Raw genomic sequence first — 17,976 nt, 5'->3', positions numbered from 1 at the left:
TGTCCCGGACTGGTCCTCGATATTTCAGAATATGCAATTTGAGGTTGAATCATCGCGCGTTGTGACGTCCGAATCGTCGATCGCCCGTCATCTTCGATCGATGAATTCACCCGACAATCAAACAATACGGAGACGCGACAAAATTTATCATCAGATCATGGGTGTCGTACATGCACTTGATTTCAATGTATGGGCGAATTTTAGGAAAAATTTAACTGACAAAAAATGAACCGGATCCCAATCCGATCGTTGATGCAGCGATTGGAGACGCAATGGGGCTTCGGGAATGCTGTGGAACAGCCGGGCGATGCGCATTCTCATCGGTGCGCTGCTGCTTGGGGCGGCGGTCTTGGCGGTTCTGCCGGCACTGACCGGCTATACCAGCCTCGACGGGACGGTGAATGCCCGCTTCACCGTGATCGCCGCGCCGATCGAGGGCGTCGTGTCCGACACGCCTCCGAAGGTCGGGACCGCCGTTCCCGAGGGTACGCAGCTGTTCCGGATCCGGAACGAGCGCATCGCCCGCACCGCAGAGGCGCAGCTGGACGCCGATCTCGGCGCGACGCGTGAGCGCCTGCGCGCCCTCGAAGGGCAGGTCGGCACGCTCTCCGCCATCAAGAGCGACCTCGCCGCGCGGCTGAAGGAATACCAGCAGGCCAGCATCACCGGCGTCCAGCAGGAGATCGTCATCCGCCAGCAGCGCATCACCGCGGCGCAGGCGCAGCAGGTCTCCGCCCAGGCGGATCTGGTCCGCAAGACGACGCTCGGTGCGACCGGCGTCGTGGCCGGCAGCTCCGTCGAGCAGGCGCGGGCGGCCTCGGTGGCGGCCACCAGCGAGCAGGCGATCGCCAGGGCCGACCTGGAGCGCCTGTCGCGGCAGCTGGAGGCGCTGCGGAAGGGCACCTTCGTCGGCGAGGGCCGCAACGACGTGCCCTATTCGCAACAGCGCCAGGACGAGGTGGCGATCCAGCTCGCCAATGTGCAGATGCAGGCGCGGGCCGAGCGCGCCCGCATCCAGCAGCTCGAGCGCCAGATCGAGCTGGAGCGCGAGCGCAACGACCGGCTCTCGACCGCGGTGGTGCGCGTGCCCTTCGACGGCGTGGTCTGGCGCAACAACGTCGTGGCCGGGTCCAACGTGGTGGTCGGCAACGAGCTGACCCGGCTCCTGGATTGCCGCGACCTGTTCGTCGACATCCTGGTCAACGAGATAGACTACGACGACATCCATCCGGGCGCGACCGCCGAGGTGCGCCTGCTGGGCAGCAGCCAGATCATCGCCGGCACCGTCCTGTCGGTGCGCGGGTCGAGCGCGGCGGTCGAGGAGATGGTGCTCGCCGCCGTCCCGCCGGAGAGCCGCGGCAAGAGCGCCCGCATCCGGGTCGCCCTCGCGCCGAACCCGATGCAGCGCGACTTCGCGAATTTCTGCCAGGTCGGCCGCTCGGTGCAGGTCCGGATCGCGCGCGCCACCCGGCGGTACCAGTTCCTGAACGGGGTGAAGAGCCTGTGGTTCAGTATCTCGTAGATTTCGCCCCGACGCTCTTCGTCCTGGCCTTCTTCTTCCTGTTCAGCCTGAATTGGCCGCGCAACGCCACCTGGGCGCGGGCGATCACCTGCCTCGTCGTGCTGGGAGTCGCCCTGCGCTACCTCGCCTGGCGTTTCGTCGCGACGGTGCTGGCCTATCCCTATGACGGGAGCTTCGGCTTCTTCTGGACGTGGTTCGTCTTCCTGGTCGAGCTCGGCGCCTTCGCCGACATCCTGCTGTTCCTGGTCGCGATGAGCCGCACCGTCGACCGCAGCGCCGAGGCCGACCGTCGCGAGCGGGAGTTCTTCGTCCGCGACGCCGCCGACCTGCCGACGATCGACGTGTTCATCCCGACCTACAACGAGCCGATCGACGTCCTGGAGCGCACCATCGTCGGCGCGCTCGCCCTCGACTACCCCCGCGACAAGCTCACGGTCTACGTCCTCGACGACAAGCGGCGCGGCTGGCTGAAGGAGTATTGCGACCGCAAGGGCGCCATCCACGTCACGCGGCCGGACAATTCCCACGCCAAGGCCGGCAACATGAACCACGGCCTGACGGTCTCCTCGGGCGACTTCATCGCCATCTTCGATGCCGATTTCGTGCCCTACCGCACCTTCCTGCGGCGCACGGTGCCGTTCTTCACGGATCCGACGATCGGTATCGTCCAGACGCCGCAGCACTTCTTCAACAAGGATCCGGTCCAGTCCAACCTCAGCCTCGAGAAGGTGTGGCCGGACGAGCAGCGCCTGTTCTTCGACGAGATGGCGGCGAGCCGCGATGCCTGGGACGTCAGCTTCTGCTGCGGCTCCTGCTCGATCGCGCGGCGCTCGGCGCTCGACGAGATCGGCGGATTCCCGCACGATTCGATCACCGAGGACCTGCTCACCACCCTGGCGCTGCTCAACCGGGGCTACACGACGCGCTACCTCAACGAGCGGCTCTCGATGGGCCTCGCCGCCGAGAACCTGAAGGGCTACTTCGTCCAGCGCGGCCGCTGGTGCCGCGGCGGCATCCAGACGATCTACCTGCATAACGGCCCGTTGCGCGGCCCCGGCCTCACCCTGTTCCAGCGCTTCATGTTCCTGCCGCTGTCCTGGCTCGTCCAGTACACTGTCCGCTTCGTGATCCTGGTGGTGCCGGCGGTCTATCTCTGGACCGGCGCCGCGCCTTTGTACTTCACCGGCACGCAGGACATCGTCTGGTACCAGCTGCCGGTGCTGGCAGCCTATTTCCTGCTGATGGGCTGGCTGACGCCGACCCGCTACCTGCCGCTGGTCTCCTCGGCGGTCGGCGCCTTCGCCACCTTCCGCATTCTGCCGGTCGTGATCTCCAGCCTGGTCAAGCCGTTCGGCGTGCCGTTCCGGGTGACGCCGAAGGGCTCCGGCAACGAGGATTCGGCCTTCGACGCCTACACCTTCTTCTCGATCGCGTTCTGGATCGCCGTCACGGCGCTCGGCCTCGTCGTGAACGTCGTGCCGGAATGGTCCCGGATCGGGGAGGGGGAGTTCTCCGTCGTCTCGGCCTGGTGGGCGGTCATCAACATCGCGGTGCTGATGGTGGCGGCCCTCATCTGCTTCGAGAAGCCGAGGCCGCTCCTCGACAGCTTCGCGACGAACGAGCCGGCCCGGATCGAGCACGAGGACGCGGCCTTCGCCGGCCGCATCACCAGCCTCTCGCTCGAAGGCGGCATCGTCGAGTTCGACGGCCAGCCGGCTCTGCGGGCCGGCGATCAGGTGATCGTCGAGATGGAGCGGTTCCCGCACCTGCGCAGCACGGTCGAGGCGGTGTCGCGCCTGGCGGGGGGCGGCTTCGCCATGAAGTTCCGCTATCTGCTGGAGGGAGAGTGCCGCGACCGCATGATCGTGAAGCTCTATACCGGGCAATACTCGCAGGACATCCACGAGCTCGACAGGTCGGCGATCGCCAGTGGTCTCTGGTCCCGCATGTTCGGCCGGACCGTACGGGCGACGGCCTGACCCGCCGTGGCGATCGTCGCGCCGGATGACGACGACATCGGCCTGTGGCCGGTGCAGACCACGGATGCAGGGCTCGGGGCGACCCTCCGGCGCCCAGGGCGCTTGACGCTGAGCCGCCAATTCCAGACCATGGCGTTGCACACTCTAAAATCCCCGCCCAAATCTCCCCGATGCCTCTGATCGCCCGCCTTCGCGCCTACGCCGCCGAGATGTTCGGCGCGCCTGCCTCGCCGCCCGACCCGGAGGCGGAGCAGCACCTCGCCGCCGTCGCCCTGCTCGTCCACGTGGCGCGGGTCGACGGCACGCTGGCAGTGGTGGAGCGCGACCGGCTCGCGCGTCTCCTGACCCACCGCTTCGCGCCCAGCGAGGCGCAGGCCAAGGCGCTGATCGAGCAGGCCATCAGCTTCGACGACGAGACCCGCGACGTGGCCGAGCTCGTCGAGATGATCGGCCGCGACGTGCCGGAGGAGGAGCGGCGCGGGCTCCTCGGCCTCGCCTGGGCGGTGGCCGCCGCCGACGGGGAGGTGCACGAATTCGAGGACGACCTCGTCTGGCGCGTCGGCCAGCTCCTCGGCTTCGACGATGCCGCCATCACCGCCACGCGGGCGGTCGCCCTGTCGGGGCTGCCGACCCAGCAGGTGCCGGCCCGATGAATCGTCCGAAATGAACGAGCGATGGTGAGTCCCTTCGTGATGCCGGAGCCCGGGCTGAAGCCCGTGCTGCTGATCCTGCACCAGGAGCAATCCACGCCCGGCCGCCTTGGCCGGCTGTTCCAGGAGCGCGGCCACCCCCTCGACATCCGCCGCCCCCGCTTCGGCGATCCGCTCCCCGAGACGATGCGGGATCATGCCGGCGCGGTGATCTTCGGCGGTCCCATGAGCGCCAATGACGGCGACGCCTTCGTGCGCCAGGAGATCGACTGGATCCAGGTGCCCTTGCGCGAGGAGCGGCCCTTCCTCGGCCTGTGCCTCGGCGCGCAGATGCTGGCGAAGTGTCTCGGCGCCACGGTCTGCGCCCATCCGGAGGGGCGCGCCGAGATCGGCTACTATCCCCTGCTGCCGACCGAGGCGGGGCGCGACTTCGCCGGCGAGATCGGCCAGCCCTGGCCGTCGCACGTCTATCACTGGCATCGGGAGGGCTTCACCTGCCCGGGGGGGGCCGACACGCTGGCCACCGGCGACGATTTTCCGACCCAGGCGATCCGGGTCGGGCCGGCGGCCTTCGGCCTCCAGTTCCACCCGGAGGTCACGCACGCGATGATCTGCCGCTGGACCGTGCGGGCCGCCGAGCGCCTGCGCCTGCCCGGCGCGCAGGACCGGGCGCGGCAGATCGAGGGCCGGTTGATGCATGACGGCCGCGTGGTGGCCTGGCTCGACGCCTTCCTCGACCACTGGCTCGCCGGGGCGGGGGCGAGGCCGGAGCCCCTGGCCGCCTCGTGATGGCCGCATCATGATCCTCAGCCTGACCCTGCTGCTGCTCTGCCAGCTCGCCGGCGAGATCGTCGCCCGCGCCTTCGCGCTGCCGGTCCCGGGCCCGGTCGTCGGCATGGCGCTGCTCCTCGGGGTGCTGGCCCTGCGCGACCGGCGCCCCGGCGGGCTGCCGGCGCCGCTGACCGACGGCACGCTGGAGCGGACCGGCAAGGGGCTGCTCGCCCACCTGTCGCTGCTGTTCGTGCCGGCGGGCGCCGGGGTGATCGGCCGGCTCGACGTGCTGGCCGCCCACGGCCTCGCGCTCGCCGTCGCGCTGGTGGTCTCGACGGCGCTGGCGCTCGTCGCCACGGTCACCACCTTCTCGTATGTCGCGCGGCGGACCGGGCGATGACGGGCGAGTTCGCCCTCTGGGTCTTCCTGTCGCGCACGCCGCTCCTGTGGCTCACCGTGACGCTCACCGCCTACGTCATCGCCGACCGGATCTCCGCCGCCACCGGGCGCCATCCGCTGGCGAACCCCGTGCTGCACGCGATCTGGATGGTCGGCCTGGTGCTGGTCGTCACCCGCACGCCCTACGCGGTCTATTTCGAGGGCGCGCAATTCGTGCACTTCCTGCTCGGCCCCGCCACGGTGGCGCTGGCGATCCCGCTCTACGAGCACCGCAAGACCGTGACCCGGGTGCTGGTGCCGATGCTGGCCGCCCTGGCGGTCGGCTCCACGGTCGCCCTCGTCACCGGCATCGGCACCGCGAAGCTCCTCGGCGTGCCGGATCCGATCCTGATCGCGCTGGCGCCGAAATCCGTGACCGCCAGCGTCGCCATGGGCATCACCTCGGCGCTCGGCGGCGACCCGACGCTGACCGCCGTGCTGGTGATCCTCACCGGCATCCTCGGCGCGATCATGGTCACGCCGCTCCTCGACCGTCTCGGGATAAGGGATTACCGCGCCCGCGGCTTCGCGGCGGGCTTGGCCGCCCACGGCATCGGCACCGCCCGCGCCTTTCAGGTCAGCGAGGTCGCCGGCACCTTCGCTGGCATCGCCATGGGTCTCAACGCCTTCCTGACCGCCGTGCTGGTGCCGCTGGCGCTGTCGGTGCTGCGTTAGGCCTCCGTCGCCGCCCGCAAGGCCCCGACGAGGTGGAGCGAGCCGGTCACCAGGAGCCAGCCGCCCCGCAGTGCGGCGAGGTCCGCCGCACGGGTGAGGCCTGCATCCGGGGCGGCCACCGCCTCGGCCTCCATCCCCTCGGCCGCGGCGAGCGCCCGGAGCGCCGCGGCGGCGTGCCCGCGCCGCTCCGGCATCTCGGTCGCGACCACGCTCGCCCCGTGCCGGGCCAGGGCCGCGAGGAACCCCGCCGCGTCCTTGTCGCCCGCCAGAGCCACGAGGGCGGTGCAGGGACCCGGGAGGTCGGGCGCGCGCGCGAGGTCGCGCAGGACCGCCGCGAGGTTGAACGGCACATGGGCTCCGTCGAGCACCACCGGCACCGCACCGGTGGCGGTCCGCATCCGCCGGCGCTCGAGCCGCCCGGGCAGGCGAGCGCTCGCGCGGGCAGCGGCGTCGAGGAAGCTTGAACGCAGGGGGGTGCCGTCGCGGCCGAGCGCGCCCCGGCGGCCGAGATGGTCGAGGACGAGGCCGGCGAGGGCGGCATTCTCCTCGTCGATCGAGGCGCCGTCGGGAAGCCCCGGCCGCAGCACCGGGCACGAGAGGGCGGCGGCGCGGGCGGATGCGACCGCTCCGGCCTCGTCGTCGGGGCTGAGCGTGGTGACGAGCGCCGCACCGGGCTTGAGGATGCCGACCTTCTCGGCGGCGATGGCCGCGCGGGTGTGCCCGAGGATCTCGGTGTGCTCGAGGGCGACGTTGGTGACGACCGCGACCTCGCTCCCCACCGCGTTGGTCGAATCGAGCCGCCCGCCGAGGCCGACCTCGATCACCGCCCAGTCGAGCTCCGCCTCGCCGAAGATCGTGAGCGCGGCGGCCGTCAGCACGTCGAACCAGGTCGCGTCCCGGCCCGCCGTGCCGTCGCGGCCCGCCGCCTCGTGGGCGTCGAGCGCCCGGGCGAGCGCGAGCGCGAGGCGCGCATCCTCCACCGGCCGGCCCTGGAGGCAGACCCGCTCGGTGACCGATTCGACGTGGGGCGAGGCGTAGCGCCCGACCCGCAGGCCGGCCCGCATCAGCCCGGCCTCGATCAGCGCGCAGACCGAGCCCTTGCCCTTGGTGCCGCCGACATGGATCACCCGCAAGGACGCCTGCGGCGTGCCGAGCCGGTGCAGCAGGTCGCGCATCGGCTCGAGGCCGACCCGCATCCCGCCCCGCGGCCGCTTCTCCCAGTCGGTCAGGCGGTCGAGGCGGCCGAGGACGGTGCACAGGGGGAGAGCGTCGGAGGGTGAGGGCACGGATGAAGGCATTTTGGGCGTCGGCGTCGGCGTCATGGGTCACCCGTCGGTCGGTGCGGGGAGGGTGCCCAGGCGAGCGGCGGCGACATCCCGCGCTCCCCGGTGGTCGGACCACCTTGAACCTCGCCAGTCACGCGGGACAGCCCCCCATAAGAGACGAGGCGGAGACGGGCAACCGGCGCGCGAGGCCGTTGCGTCACCTTGTGCCGGCCCCGGCGGGCGGCTACTCACCGGGTCTCCCGTCCCCACCCGCCAGGATCGCCCGCCGCCTTGCCCGCCCGCCTCGACGCCATCGACTGGGCGATCCTCCGGGAGCTGCAGGCCGACGGCTCCATCACCAACGTGGAGCTGGCGCGGCGCGTCGGCCTGTCGGCGCCGCCCTGCCTGCGCCGGGTCCGCGCGCTGGAGGAGGCGGGCATCATCCGCGGCTACCGCGCCCTGCTGGAGCCGAAGGCGCTCGGCTACGAGGTGATGTGCTTCGCCATGGTGCAACTCGCAGCCCAAGGCCAGGCGGAGCTCGCCGCCTTCGCGGCCGAGATGCGCGACTGGCCGATGGTGCGGGAATGCTGGACCCTCTCGGGCGAGACCGACTTCCTGCTCAAATGCGTCGCGCCGAATCTCGGCGCCTTCCAGCAGCTCGTCGGGCACCTGACCGGCCTGCCCAACGTGCGCACGGTGCGCACGGCGCTCGCTCTGGACCAGATCAAGGACGAGCCGATCGCCCCCCTCGACGGGCCCGCGGCCGAGCTGTGATCACGCCGCCGCTCGCGGGGACTGGGAGCACTTTACTGTAAGAGACTGACTCTCGCGCCACTCTGCCCTAAAAGTCGGGACTGTCGGATGGGGGCTGGCGCGATCGTCGGACCGTCCGCGAGAGTTGAGCGAGGGCAGGACAGCGCGCAGCCGAAACTCCGAGTTGATATTATACCGCCGGGGCGAGGACCCTAGGGTGTATGTCCGCCGAGACTACTCGACTTCATTGCCTGAGGCGCACGACGGCAGGATGACAGAGGCCGCAGCATGACGAGGCCGGACCGCCACGATCCCACCGTGCCAACGCCGCCCCGGACCCGGAGCGCGCGCTGGAGCGAGGGCGCCGAGCCGCACCCGATCGTCGGAAGGGTGGGGACCATGCCGGACCCGGTGAGCCTGTTCGCGGTCCCGATCGGCCGGACGACGAGCCGGCCCGGCGATCCCGTGCCGGTCACTCAGACGCTCTATCGCACCTCGGACCACCGTTACGTGATCCGCACCTGTCTGCATGATGGGGCCGATCCGGCGCAGGATGCCTGCGACGTGATGATCTACGCCGACGAGGCCGCCCTGCGCGAGGCGCTGTCGGCCGGCAACGACGGCCTCGACCAGGCGCTGCTCGCCGCCGCCGGCCTCGCTCCGGACCGGGCGTGACCGCCTGACGCCATCGGCCGGACGTCGCCACAAGCCGGGAGAGGGCGGCGACCGCACATGGTCGCCGCCCTTTGCCTATCAATGATGCTGGTGCCCGCCCGCGGCCTCCGGCGCCGCGGCGCCGATGGCGCCGACGGCGAAGCGCACCGGCACCGTCCCGGCGCGGGCGAAGGTGAGGGTGCCCTCGACGGCGTCGCCGGCCTTCACCGGGCCGGTCAGGTCCATGAACATCAGGTGGTAGCCGCCGGGCTTGAGCACCACGGTCTCGCCGGGCTTGATGACGAGGCCGGCTTCCACCGGCGCCATCTTCGCCACGCCCTTGTCCATCGCCATCTGGTGCACCTCGCCCCGTCCCGCGAGCGGGATCGAGGCCGAGACCAGCCGGTCGGGCTCCTTGCCGGTATTGGTGACCTGCAGGTAGCCGCCCGCCACCTTGGCGCCCCCGGGGGTGGCGCGGATCCACGGGGCCTCGATGGTGAGGTCGCCGGCCTTGACGGAGGCCGGCGCGGCCGGCGCCGCGGCGGCGGCCGCCACGATGCGCACGCCCGGGGCCGGGGTCTTCAGGTCGCGGGCGGATTGGCCGGCGGCCGGCACCTCGCGCCAGTCGACGACGGCGCCGTCGCAATCCTGGCGCACCGGGAAGTAGACCGTGCCCCCCGGCGCGACCGCATCGGTGAGGCGGGCCTGGAACACGAACTCGTCGTAAAGGTCGTCGGGCAGGGAGCCGCCCTTCCAGGTGATCGTCTTCACGCCCTCCGAGACCGTGCCGTGATACGACGGATAGGCGCGGGTATAGGCCCCCTTCTCGGTGCTGAGCTCCCAGCCGGCCTTCGGCATGGGCTTGGCCGCGATCACCCCGTCGGGGATCGTGACGGTGATGCCGGTGGTCGGCTTGCCGTCGCAGCCATGGCCGATCTGGACCACGCCGCGATAGGTCTGGTTCGGGCTCGCCTGCGTGACGGCGAGGACCGCGTGGGCGAGGGCGGGGGCGGCAGCAAGGGAGAGGGCGGCGGCGAGGCCGGCGCGGAGCGAGAGGGTCATGATGTCGGGTCCGGGAGAAGCGTGACGGATGTGAGACGCGGTGCGAGCCGCCGGAACGTCACGAAGCGGGCGGACCGCGGGCGGAAGCCGGCCGGGCGGGCGACGCGCGGGCCGGGGCTGCCGCCGCGAGGGACCAGGACAGGACCACGGCCGCCAGGGGCGGCCAGGCATGGGCCGTCGCCGGGCCCGGCGGGGCGAGGGGAGCATGGCAGGCGAGGGTGCAGCAGGCATGGGCGTGGACGGGCGGCCCGCCGCCTCCCGAGGTGTCGTGGGACGGGCAGAGGAGGCCGGCACCCGCCGCGACCGGGACCGGGTTGAGGCCGGTGAGGAAGGCCTGCAGCACCAGCCCGTAGAGCGACAGCACGGCGGCCAGCGCGCGCCAGCGCGCCATCCTCCCGCCCGGTGCCTGCCTGATCGCGCTCATGCGCCAGTCATAGCCGAGGCGGCCCGGCTCCGCCACGGCCGCGACGGTTCGGCGACGGGGCAGCCCGTGCGACGCGTTGCACAATTACCGCAGTCCACAGCCCAGCTCCGGGCTCCACAGCGGCGCCCGCCCGGCGCCACAATCTGGCCCGCTCCTCATAGTGTCTTAACCGCATCCCGGCACCGTCACGGGCCATAGAATGGGGCGCAACACGGCAGCCATCAGGTCTGCGGCCGTCAAACGTCCCGCGTCACAGGTTCGAGAGCAGATTTCCCATGCTGACACGCGTTTCCCTCACCGGTTCGCTCGGCCTGGCTCTCCTGGCCGCGGCCGCCATCCCGGCCCTGGCGCAGGACCGGGGCGGGTCGCTGGCCCAGGCCGAGTGGGCGCAGAACTACGATTCCGCCGCGACGATGCGGGTGCAGCGCTCCAACACGCCGATCCTCTCGCCCCAGACCCTGGCGGCGACCGAGCAGATGGTCGAGCGCTACCGCGACATCGTGGCCCGCGGCGGCTGGCAGTCGATCTCCGGCGCCGAGCGCCTGCGCGTCGGCTCGAAGAGCCCGGCGGTGACGGCCCTGCGCCAGCGCCTGATCGCCTCCGGCGACCTCGACCCGGCCGCCGGCTCCTCGCCGGTCTATGATTCCTACGTCGAGGCCGGCGTGCGCCGCTTCCAGGCCCGCCACGGCCTGAACCAGACCGGCGCGATGAACGTCACCACCGTGCAGGCGATGAACGTGCCGGCCGACGTGCGCCTGCGCCAGCTCGAGCTGAACGCGGTGCGCCTGCGCTCCTATTCGGGCAATCTCGGCGAGCGCTACGTCATCGTCAACATCCCGGCGGCGCTCGTCGAGACCGTCGAGGGCGACCACGTCGCGACCCGCCACGCCGCCGGCGTCGGCAAGATCGACCGCCAGTCGCCGATCATGAATGCCAAGATCCAGGAGGTGAACTTCAACCCCTACTGGACCGTGCCGGCCTCGATCATCAAGAAGGACCTGATCCCGAAGATGCAGAAGGATCCGTCCTACCTGACGGACAACAAGATCCGCATCTTCAACGGCGACCGCGAGATCCCGCCGGCCCAGGTCAACTGGCATTCCGACGAGGCGACCCGCTACCGCTTCCGCCAGGATCCGGGCGTCGACCTGAACTCGATGGGCTTCGTGCGGATCAACATCCCGAACCCGCACGGCGTGTACATGCACGACACGCCGGCCAAGGGCATCTTCGGCGACGATTTCCGCTTCGTCTCCTCGGGCTGCGTGCGCGTGCAGAACGTGCGCGACTACGTGTCCTGGATCCTGCAGGGCACCCCGAACGCCAACCCGGACACGATCGAGTCGATCATCCAGAGCGGCCAGCGGGTCGATGCCCGGCCGCTGGCGCCGATCCCGGTCTACTGGACCTACATCACCGCCTGGTCGACCCCGGACGGCCTCGTGCAGTTCCGCGACGACATCTACAAGCGCGACGGCGCCGGCGCCCCGACCGCCTCGATGGCGGCCGCCGCCGCCGGCCCGCGCAACTTCAACCCCGACGCCGACGACGACCAGACCAACTGATCGCCGCGACAACGAAGCCGAACTGACGACGGCCCGGGCTCAGCGCCCGGGCCGTTTTCGCATGACGGGAAGCCCCCATGACCCCGGACCCCGAATCCCGCCTCGACGCCCTGGAAGCCCGCATCGCCCACCAGGACGCCACGATCGAGGACCTGAACCGCATCGTCACCGAGCAGTGGAGCGCGATCGATGCCCTGACGCGGCACGTCGCCGCCCTGCGCGAGCGGGTGCGCGAGATGGCCGAGCGCCCGGCCGAGACCGGCGACGAGCCGCCGCCGCCCCACTACTGAAGTCCAGCCGAAAAGATTTGTGACGTTGCCTTCAGTTTTTCTGAAGCGCCGAACGCTTGACGCAAATCGCGTCTAATCTTAGCTCTGGGGTCCGAGCCCGGTGATCTTGTGCCGGAGATCCTGCCGCAGGGTCCCCGCGCGGAGCCCGATGGCCGCTGCGCGGACGAAGGTCCGGGGCTGCGGCCTTGGACTCTCGCGCCGCCCGCGTGTAGAAGCCGGCCGATCCCAGTCGCTTACTCTCCGCACCGGCGCTCCGTCCGGGCGGCTCCCGACGAACCCTGAGGCCATCATGAGCGTGGGCACCGCCGCCACTTCCCGGTCCAACTCGTTCTTCTCCGCGTCGCTGGCCGATGCCGATCCGGAGCTCGCCGGCGCCGTCGCCAAGGAACTCGGCCGCCAGCAGCACGAGATCGAGCTGATCGCCTCGGAGAACATCGTCTCGCGCGCCGTGCTCGAGGCGCAGGGCTCGGTGCTGACCAACAAATACGCCGAGGGCTATCCCGGCCGGCGCTATTACGGCGGCTGCGAGTTCGTCGACATCGCCGAGAACCTCGCCATCGAGCGGGCCAAGCGCCTCTTCGGGTGCGAGTTCGCCAACGTGCAGCCGAATTCCGGCTCCCAGGCGAACCAGGCCGTCTTCATGGCGACCATGCAGCCCGGCGACACGTTCCTCGGCCTCGACCTCGCCGCCGGCGGCCACCTGACCCACGGCGCCCCCCCGAACGTCTCGGGCAAGTGGTTCAAGCCGGTCTCCTACACCGTGCGGCGCGACGACCAGCGCATCGACATGGAGCAGGTCGAGCGCTTGGCCCAGGAGCACAAGCCGAAGGTCATCATCGCGGGCGGCTCGGGCTATCCGCGCCACTGGGACTTCGCCAAGTTCCGCGAGATCGCCGACAGCGTCGGCGCGGTGTTCTTCGTCGACATGGCCCACTTCGCCGGCCTGGTGGCGGGCGGCGCCCACCCCTCGCCGTTCCCGCACGCCCACGTCGTCACCACCACCACCCACAAGACCCTGCGCGGCCCGCGCGGCGGCATGATCCTGACCAACGACGAGGCCCTGGCGAAGAAGCTGAACTCGGCGATCTTCCCCGGCCTCCAGGGCGGTCCCTTGATGCACGTCATCGCCGGCAAGGCGGTGGCCTTCGGCGAGGCCCTGCGGCCGGAGTTCAAATCTTACGCCCGCCAGGTGGTCGAGAACGCCCGGGCGCTCGCCGACACGATCATCTCGGGCGGCTACGACATCACCTCCGGCGGAACCGACAACCACCTGATGCTGGTGGATCTGCGCGCCAAGGAGCTGACCGGCAAGGCGGCGGAAGCCGCGCTCTCCCGCGCCGGCATCACCTGCAACAAGAACGGCGTGCCGTTCGACCCGCAGAAGCCGACCATCACCTCCGGCATCCGCCTCGGCACCCCGGCCGCGACCTCCCGTGGCTTCGGCGTCGCCGAGTTCAAGAAGGTCGGCGAGCTGATCGTGCGGGTGCTCGACGGCCTGCACCGCGCCGGCGAGGCGGGGGATGCGGGCGCCGAGGAAGCGGCCAAGCGCGAGGTCCACGCGCTCACCGACCGCTTCCCGATCTATGGCTGAGATGTAAGAGCCCGATCTCCCGGCTTCCCCTTCCGCCGGGAGCGCTCTAGAACACGCCCCTTCCGGGGCCGGTCCCGCCCGCGCGGGACCGGCCCTTTTTCATACCAGAGGAACGGGCGGCCGATGCGGTGCCCCTATTGCGGCGGCCTCGACACGCAGGTGAAGGATTCGCGGCCGAGCGACGACAGCTCGGCGATCCGGCGCCGGCGCACGTGCTCGGATTGCGGCGGCCGCTTCACCACCTTCGAGCGGGTGCAGCTGCGCGAGCTGATCGTCGTCAAGCGCTCGGGCCGCAAGGTTCCGTTCGACCGTGACAAGCTGCAGCGCTCGGTCGAGACCGCGCTCCGCAAGCGCCCGGTCGAGCCGGAGCGGATCGAGCGGCTGGTCAGCGGCATCACCCGCCGGCTCGAGAGCACCGGCGAGGCCGAGGTGACCAGCGAGGCGATCGGCGAGGCGGTGATGGAGGGGCTGAAAGGCCTCGACGACGTCGCCTATGTGCGCTTCGCCTCCGTCTACAAGAATTTTCGCGAGGCCCGCGACTTCGAGGAGCTTCTGGGCCACCTCGCTGCCGGCGCGGCCCAGGCGGCGGCCGACGAATCGCCGCCGGCCGACCCACCGCCTCCGATCGACCTGGCGCCGCCGGCCCGGCGTCCGCGGAGCCGCGCGTCGTGAGCGGCCACCGTCCCCTCCGGCACGATCCCCTGCGGCACGATCCCCTCCAGGCTGAGGCCGACCGGCGCCACATGCGCCTCGCCCTCGCCCTCGGCCGGCGTCATCTCGGTCAGGCCTGGCCCAACCCCTCGGTCGGGGCGGTGCTGGTCGGCGGTCCGGCGGGAGCCGAGCGCATCCTGGCCCAGGGCGTGACGCAACCCGGCGGCCGGCCCCATGCCGAGAGGGTGGCGCTGGCGGCAGCCGGCGAGGCGGCCCGCGGCGCGACGCTCTACGTGACGCTGGAACCCTGCTCGCATCACGGCCGCACCAGCCCGTGCGCCGACGCCACCATCGCGGCGGGCGTCGCCCGAGTGGTGAGCGCGATGGACGATCCCGATCCCCGGGTCGCCGGCCGCGGCCATGCCCGGCTCTCTGACGCCGGCATCGCCGTCTCGGTCGGGCTCCTCGGCGCGGAGGCGGCGCGCGACCAGCGCGGTCACGTGACCCGGATCCTCCACGGCCGGCCGGCGGTCTTCCTCAAGCTCGCCCGCACGGCGGACGGGTTTGCGGCGGGCGGGGAGGGACGGCTGATGATCAGCGGGCCCCGGGCCAATGCCGAGATCCACCTGCAGCGGGCCCATTGCGACGCGATCATGGTCGGCGTCGGCACGGTGCTGGCGGACGATCCGGCGCTCACCGTGCGCCTGCCCGGGATGGCGGAGCGCTCGCCGCTGCGGATCGTCCTCGATCCCTGCCTGCGCACGCCGCCCACCGCCGGCCTGGTGCGCACCAGCGCCACCGTCCCGACGCTGATCCTCGCCGGCCCGCACGGCTCCGCCGAGGCGGAGCGCGCCTTGAGCGCCGCCGGCGCCGAGGTGCAGCGGGTGCCGGTCACGGCGGAGGGCCGCATCGATCTGCCGGAGGCCCTGCGCTTCCTCGGCGCCTTAGGCCTGACCCGGGTCTGCTCGGAGGGCGGGCCGACGCTCGCCGACGCGCTCGCGCGCGACAACCTCATCGACGAGTGCCTGCTCGTCACAGGCGATTGCGTCCTCGGCCAGCCCGGCCTGCCGGCGGTCGGCCCGAACCTCGCCGCGCGCCTCGCCTCCGCGGAGTTCACGGTCGCGGAGGAGGTCCGAGTCGGCACCGATCTCTTCACCTGCCACGTACGGAGCCCGTAGATGTTCACCGGCCTCGTCTCGGATGTCGGCCGCGTCGCCGCAATCTCCGGCGATTCCAAGCTGAAGCGCATCGCCATCGACTGCGCCTACGACCCTGCCGGCATCCTGATCGGCGCCTCGATCGCCTGCTCGGGCCCCTGCCTCACCGCCGTGACGGTGACGCCGCGGGATGGCGGCTGCACCTTCGAGGTCGACGCCGCCGCCGAGACCCTGGCCCGCACCAATGTCGGGGCCTGGGTGCCCGGCACGCGGGTGAATCTGGAGCGCTCGCTGAAGATCGGCGACGAGCTCGGCGGCCACCTCGTCACCGGCCACGTCGACGGCCTCGCCGAGATCGTCGCCCGCGAGCCGGTGACCGGCCAGGCCGGCGACCTCTGGGCGCCGAGCGAGCGCTTCGTGCTCCGGGCGCCGCCCGCCCTGTCGCGGTTCATCGCCGAGAAGGGATCGGTCTGCCTCGACGGCACCTCGCTCACCGTCAACGGTGTCGAGGGCGACACCTTCACGGTGCTGCTGATCCCCCACACGCTCGCCGTGACGACCTGGGGCGAGCGCCGGGCCGGGGACAGGCTCAACCTCGAGGTCGACCTGATCGCCCGCTACGCGGCGCGGCTGACGGAGGCGCGGGCGGCGGTCGAGGCGGGCTGACTTCGCGAAGCCGTGGTTACGCGGTCCGGTCCGGGCGGGAGAGCCGCGCGGCGAAGAACTCGGCCAGGGCCTCGACCTTCGCGGGACGCGCCTGCGCGCTCGGCGTGACGAAGGAGAGTGCGCCGCCCGGCAGGTGCCAGCCCGGCAGCAGGGCCTCCAGGCGCCCGTCGCCGAGGTACTCGGCGGCGATGAAGTCCGGCAGCTCGGCCACACCGAGCCCGTCGAGCAGAACCGGCAGCAGCGCGTCGGCATTCGTCACCCGCAACGGCCCGGCCGGCACGACGCTCGCCTCCGCGCCCTCCGGACCGGTGAAGTGCCAGACGCCCCGACGGGCGCGGTAGGCGTAGCCGAGGCAGTGGTCCGGCCGTAAGCCGTCCGGATGGTGCGGCCGGCCGTGGCGGGCCAGGTAGGCCGGTGCCGCCACGACGAGGGCCGCGACAGGCCGGAGCCGCCGCGCGACGAGGGCCGAATCCGGCAGGGCCGCGATCCGCAAGGCCGCGTCGAACCCCTCTCCGACGAGGTCGACCGTCGCGTCCGAGAGGTGCAGGTCGACGGCGAGTTCCGGATAGAGACGAAACAGGTCCGGCAGCAGCGGCGCGACCCAGCGCAGCCCGAACGACATCGGCACTGCGAGCCGCACCGTGCCCCGCGGCTGGCGCGACAGGTCGCGCGCCGCATCCTCCGTGCTTTGCGCCTCGCGGCAGGCCCGTGCGGCGCCCTCGACCACCTGCTCTCCGAGGGCGGTGAGGGCGAGCCGGCGGGAGCTGCGGTTGATGAGACGGCCGCCCAGACGCTCCTCCAGCCGGCTCACCGCCCGGGACACGGTGGCGACCGAAACGCCTGCGGCCCGTGCGGCGCCCGCATAGGAGCGCTCCTCCGCGACCTTGGCGAAGAGGGCGAGCCCCTCGAAATCCGGCAGCTTCGACATCGACAGTTCTGCAACGATGGTTTGCGGACGTTGCCGTATCGCAAGCGCTAACGCTGGTCCATGGTCCCGCTCACACACCCGATCGAGAGAGACGGATCATGACGAACAAACTCAGCAACAAGGTCGCCGTGGTGACCGGCGGCACCAGCGGCATCGGTCTGGCCACCGCCCGGCTCTTCGCGCAGGAAGGCGCCCGCGTCTTCGTCACCGGCCGGCGCCGGGCGGAGCTGGACAAGGCCGTCGCGGCCATCGGACCCTCGGCCACCGGCGTTCAGGCCGACGCCTCGACGCTCGCCGACCTCGACCGTCTCTACGCGCAGGTGCAGGCGGAGGCAGGCCGCATCGACGTGCTGTTCGCCAATGCCGGCGGCGGGTCGATGCTGCCGCTGGGCGAGATCACGGAGGCGCATTACGAGGACACGTTCGGCCGCAACGTGAAGGGCGTCCTGTTCACGGTGCAGAAGGCGCTGCCGCTCCTGGCGCCCGGCGCCTCGGTGATCCTGACCGGCTCGACGGCGGGCACGGAAGGCACGCAGGCCTTCAGCGTCTACGCGGCCTCGAAGGCGGCGGTGCGGGCGCTCGCCCGCAACTGGATCCTCGACCTGAAGGGCCGCGCCATCCGGGTGAACACGCTGAGCCCCGGCGCGACCCGCACGCCCGGCCTCGTCGATCTCGCCGGCCCGGACGCGGCCCAGCAGCAGGGCCTGCTCGACGCCCTCGCCTCGCGGATCCCGATGGGCCGGGTCGGCGAGGCGGACGAGATTGCCAAGGCGGCCCTGTTCCTGGCCTCGGACGACGCGAGCTTCGTCAACGGCATCGAGCTGTTCGTCGACGGCGGCCAGGCGCAGGTCTGACCGGGGGGACATCCGGACGAGGGCACGCGGGCAGGCCCGAAAAAAATCTCGCCGAGGCCGGAACCGGAGCGCGGGGCTCGC

General features: G+C 71.5%; 19 protein-coding genes and 1 riboswitch. Of the genes, 15 read left to right on the top strand and 4 right to left on the bottom strand.

The window, feature by feature from the left end:
• Window positions 1-307: 307 nt before the first annotated feature.
• The 6 genes from DA075_RS15340 to DA075_RS15315 all read left to right on the top strand — a co-directional run bounded on the left by DA075_RS15340 (window position 308) and on the right by DA075_RS15315 (window position 6,035).
• Window positions 308-1,522, top strand: coding sequence for an HlyD family secretion protein (locus DA075_RS15340; RefSeq protein ID WP_244936587.1), 1,215 nt, complete (start codon window positions 308-310; stop codon window positions 1,520-1,522).
• Window positions 1,504-3,501 (top strand): glycosyltransferase, encoded by a 1,998-nt coding sequence (locus tag DA075_RS15335; RefSeq protein ID WP_099953965.1) that lies wholly within the window; start codon window positions 1,504-1,506, stop codon window positions 3,499-3,501. Before DA075_RS15340 ends, DA075_RS15335 begins: the two co-directional genes overlap by 19 nt.
• A 170-nt stretch (window positions 3,502-3,671) precedes the next feature.
• Window positions 3,672-4,154, top strand: a complete 483-nt coding sequence (locus DA075_RS15330; RefSeq protein ID WP_099953964.1) for a tellurite resistance TerB family protein — start codon at window positions 3,672-3,674, stop codon at window positions 4,152-4,154.
• 21 nt (window positions 4,155-4,175) lie between these two features.
• Complete coding sequence (locus tag DA075_RS15325; protein ID WP_244936586.1) at window positions 4,176-4,940, top strand: glutamine amidotransferase; 765 nt, start codon at window positions 4,176-4,178, stop codon at window positions 4,938-4,940.
• A gap of 10 nt (window positions 4,941-4,950) precedes the next feature.
• Window positions 4,951-5,322 (top strand): CidA/LrgA family protein, encoded by a 372-nt coding sequence (locus DA075_RS15320; RefSeq protein ID WP_099953963.1) that lies wholly within the window; start codon window positions 4,951-4,953, stop codon window positions 5,320-5,322.
• On the top strand, window positions 5,319-6,035 hold the full coding sequence (locus tag DA075_RS15315) for an LrgB family protein (protein WP_099953962.1): 717 nt from the start codon (window positions 5,319-5,321) through the stop codon (window positions 6,033-6,035). The genes DA075_RS15320 and DA075_RS15315 overlap by 4 nt, the downstream gene beginning before the upstream one ends.
• Here the strand turns inward: DA075_RS15315 and DA075_RS15310 are convergent.
• Window positions 6,032-7,321, bottom strand: a complete 1,290-nt coding sequence (locus tag DA075_RS15310; protein WP_244936585.1) for a bifunctional folylpolyglutamate synthase/dihydrofolate synthase — start codon at window positions 7,319-7,321, stop codon at window positions 6,032-6,034. The genes DA075_RS15315 and DA075_RS15310 overlap by 4 nt on opposite strands.
• A 59-nt stretch (window positions 7,322-7,380) precedes the next feature.
• Window positions 7,381-7,465, bottom strand: a riboswitch (ZMP/ZTP riboswitch).
• A gap of 126 nt (window positions 7,466-7,591) precedes the next feature.
• On the opposite strand from DA075_RS15310, the gene DA075_RS15305 reads away from it, so the two are divergent.
• Window positions 7,592-8,074, top strand: coding sequence for an Lrp/AsnC family transcriptional regulator (locus DA075_RS15305; protein WP_099953960.1), 483 nt, complete (start codon window positions 7,592-7,594; stop codon window positions 8,072-8,074).
• A 267-nt stretch (window positions 8,075-8,341) separates the two neighbouring features.
• Window positions 8,342-8,728, top strand: a complete 387-nt coding sequence (locus DA075_RS15300; RefSeq protein ID WP_099953959.1) for a hypothetical protein — start codon at window positions 8,342-8,344, stop codon at window positions 8,726-8,728.
• A 78-nt stretch (window positions 8,729-8,806) separates the two neighbouring features.
• On the opposite strand, the gene DA075_RS15295 is transcribed toward DA075_RS15300, so the two are convergent.
• Both DA075_RS15295 and DA075_RS15290 read right to left on the bottom strand, forming a co-directional pair.
• A complete protein-coding gene (locus tag DA075_RS15295; RefSeq protein ID WP_099953958.1) occupies window positions 8,807-9,769 on the bottom strand; it encodes a copper chaperone PCu(A)C domain-containing protein in 963 nt (320 codons plus the stop codon).
• Window positions 9,770-9,827: 58 nt separating this feature from the next.
• The gene (locus DA075_RS15290) at window positions 9,828-10,193 is read right to left on the bottom strand and encodes a hypothetical protein (RefSeq protein WP_244936584.1); all 366 of its coding nucleotides are present in this window, start codon (window positions 10,191-10,193) and stop codon (window positions 9,828-9,830) included.
• Window positions 10,194-10,468: 275 nt separating this feature from the next.
• Between DA075_RS15290 and DA075_RS15285 the strand changes: the two genes are divergently transcribed.
• From DA075_RS15285 to DA075_RS15260, 6 genes are all read left to right on the top strand, one after another.
• Window positions 10,469-11,758 carry a L,D-transpeptidase family protein gene (locus DA075_RS15285; protein WP_099953956.1) on the top strand — a complete coding sequence of 430 codons (1,290 nt, stop codon included), beginning with the start codon at window positions 10,469-10,471 and terminating at the stop codon, window positions 11,756-11,758.
• A 77-nt stretch (window positions 11,759-11,835) separates the two neighbouring features.
• Window positions 11,836-12,048 carry a SlyX family protein gene (locus DA075_RS15280; protein ID WP_099953955.1) on the top strand — a complete coding sequence of 71 codons (213 nt, stop codon included), beginning with the start codon at window positions 11,836-11,838 and terminating at the stop codon, window positions 12,046-12,048.
• A 289-nt stretch (window positions 12,049-12,337) separates the two neighbouring features.
• Complete coding sequence (gene glyA / locus DA075_RS15275; protein ID WP_099953954.1) at window positions 12,338-13,639, top strand: serine hydroxymethyltransferase; 1,302 nt, start codon at window positions 12,338-12,340, stop codon at window positions 13,637-13,639.
• Window positions 13,640-13,762: 123 nt separating this feature from the next.
• Window positions 13,763-14,311 carry a transcriptional regulator NrdR gene (gene nrdR, locus DA075_RS15270; protein ID WP_099953953.1) on the top strand — a complete coding sequence of 183 codons (549 nt, stop codon included), beginning with the start codon at window positions 13,763-13,765 and terminating at the stop codon, window positions 14,309-14,311.
• Between the two features lie 71 nt (window positions 14,312-14,382).
• Window positions 14,383-15,468: a bifunctional diaminohydroxyphosphoribosylaminopyrimidine deaminase/5-amino-6-(5-phosphoribosylamino)uracil reductase RibD gene (gene ribD, locus DA075_RS15265; protein WP_099956610.1), complete on the top strand. Its 1,086-nt coding sequence runs from the start codon at window positions 14,383-14,385 to the stop codon at window positions 15,466-15,468.
• Window positions 15,469-16,113 (top strand): riboflavin synthase, encoded by a 645-nt coding sequence (locus DA075_RS15260; RefSeq protein ID WP_099953952.1) that lies wholly within the window; start codon window positions 15,469-15,471, stop codon window positions 16,111-16,113. It abuts the gene before it with no gap.
• Between the two features lie 16 nt (window positions 16,114-16,129).
• Here the strand turns inward: DA075_RS15260 and DA075_RS15255 are convergent, their stop codons facing one another.
• A complete protein-coding gene (locus DA075_RS15255; RefSeq protein WP_099953951.1) occupies window positions 16,130-17,041 on the bottom strand; it encodes a LysR family transcriptional regulator in 912 nt (303 codons plus the stop codon).
• A gap of 98 nt (window positions 17,042-17,139) precedes the next feature.
• On the opposite strand from DA075_RS15255, the gene DA075_RS15250 reads away from it, so the two are divergent.
• The gene (locus DA075_RS15250) at window positions 17,140-17,895 is read left to right on the top strand and encodes an SDR family NAD(P)-dependent oxidoreductase (protein ID WP_099953950.1); all 756 of its coding nucleotides are present in this window, start codon (window positions 17,140-17,142) and stop codon (window positions 17,893-17,895) included.
• The last annotated feature ends 81 nt before the right edge of the window (window positions 17,896-17,976 follow it).

This window comes from Methylobacterium currus, from assembly GCF_003058325.1.
GTDB lineage: Bacteria > Pseudomonadota > Alphaproteobacteria > Rhizobiales > Beijerinckiaceae > Methylobacterium > Methylobacterium currus.
The sequence above is the reverse complement of the archived record's forward strand: the minus strand, read 5'-3'. Positions and strand labels throughout refer to the sequence as shown.

Coding starts and splice junctions, on each gene's coding strand:
- DA075_RS15340 (WP_244936587.1), top strand. CDS start 308: ATGCGCATTCTCATCGGTGCGCTGCTGCTTGGGGCGGCGGTCTTGGCG.
- DA075_RS15330 (WP_099953964.1), top strand. CDS start 3,672: ATGCCTCTGATCGCCCGCCTTCGCGCCTACGCCGCCGAGATGTTCGGC.
- DA075_RS15325 (WP_244936586.1), top strand. CDS start 4,176: ATGGTGAGTCCCTTCGTGATGCCGGAGCCCGGGCTGAAGCCCGTGCTG.
- DA075_RS15320 (WP_099953963.1), top strand. CDS start 4,951: ATGATCCTCAGCCTGACCCTGCTGCTGCTCTGCCAGCTCGCCGGCGAG.
- DA075_RS15315 (WP_099953962.1), top strand. CDS start 5,319: ATGACGGGCGAGTTCGCCCTCTGGGTCTTCCTGTCGCGCACGCCGCTC.
- DA075_RS15300 (WP_099953959.1), top strand. CDS start 8,342: ATGACGAGGCCGGACCGCCACGATCCCACCGTGCCAACGCCGCCCCGG.
- DA075_RS15295 (WP_099953958.1), bottom strand. CDS start 9,769: ATGACCCTCTCGCTCCGCGCCGGCCTCGCCGCCGCCCTCTCCCTTGCT.
- DA075_RS15290 (WP_244936584.1), bottom strand. CDS start 10,193: ATGAGCGCGATCAGGCAGGCACCGGGCGGGAGGATGGCGCGCTGGCGC.
- DA075_RS15285 (WP_099953956.1), top strand. CDS start 10,469: ATGCTGACACGCGTTTCCCTCACCGGTTCGCTCGGCCTGGCTCTCCTG.
- DA075_RS15280 (WP_099953955.1), top strand. CDS start 11,836: ATGACCCCGGACCCCGAATCCCGCCTCGACGCCCTGGAAGCCCGCATC.
- glyA (WP_099953954.1), top strand. CDS start 12,338: ATGAGCGTGGGCACCGCCGCCACTTCCCGGTCCAACTCGTTCTTCTCC.
- nrdR (WP_099953953.1), top strand. CDS start 13,763: ATGCGGTGCCCCTATTGCGGCGGCCTCGACACGCAGGTGAAGGATTCG.
- ribD (WP_099956610.1), top strand. CDS start 14,383: ATGCGCCTCGCCCTCGCCCTCGGCCGGCGTCATCTCGGTCAGGCCTGG.
- DA075_RS15260 (WP_099953952.1), top strand. CDS start 15,469: ATGTTCACCGGCCTCGTCTCGGATGTCGGCCGCGTCGCCGCAATCTCC.
- DA075_RS15255 (WP_099953951.1), bottom strand. CDS start 17,041: ATGTCGAAGCTGCCGGATTTCGAGGGGCTCGCCCTCTTCGCCAAGGTC.
- DA075_RS15250 (WP_099953950.1), top strand. CDS start 17,140: ATGACGAACAAACTCAGCAACAAGGTCGCCGTGGTGACCGGCGGCACC.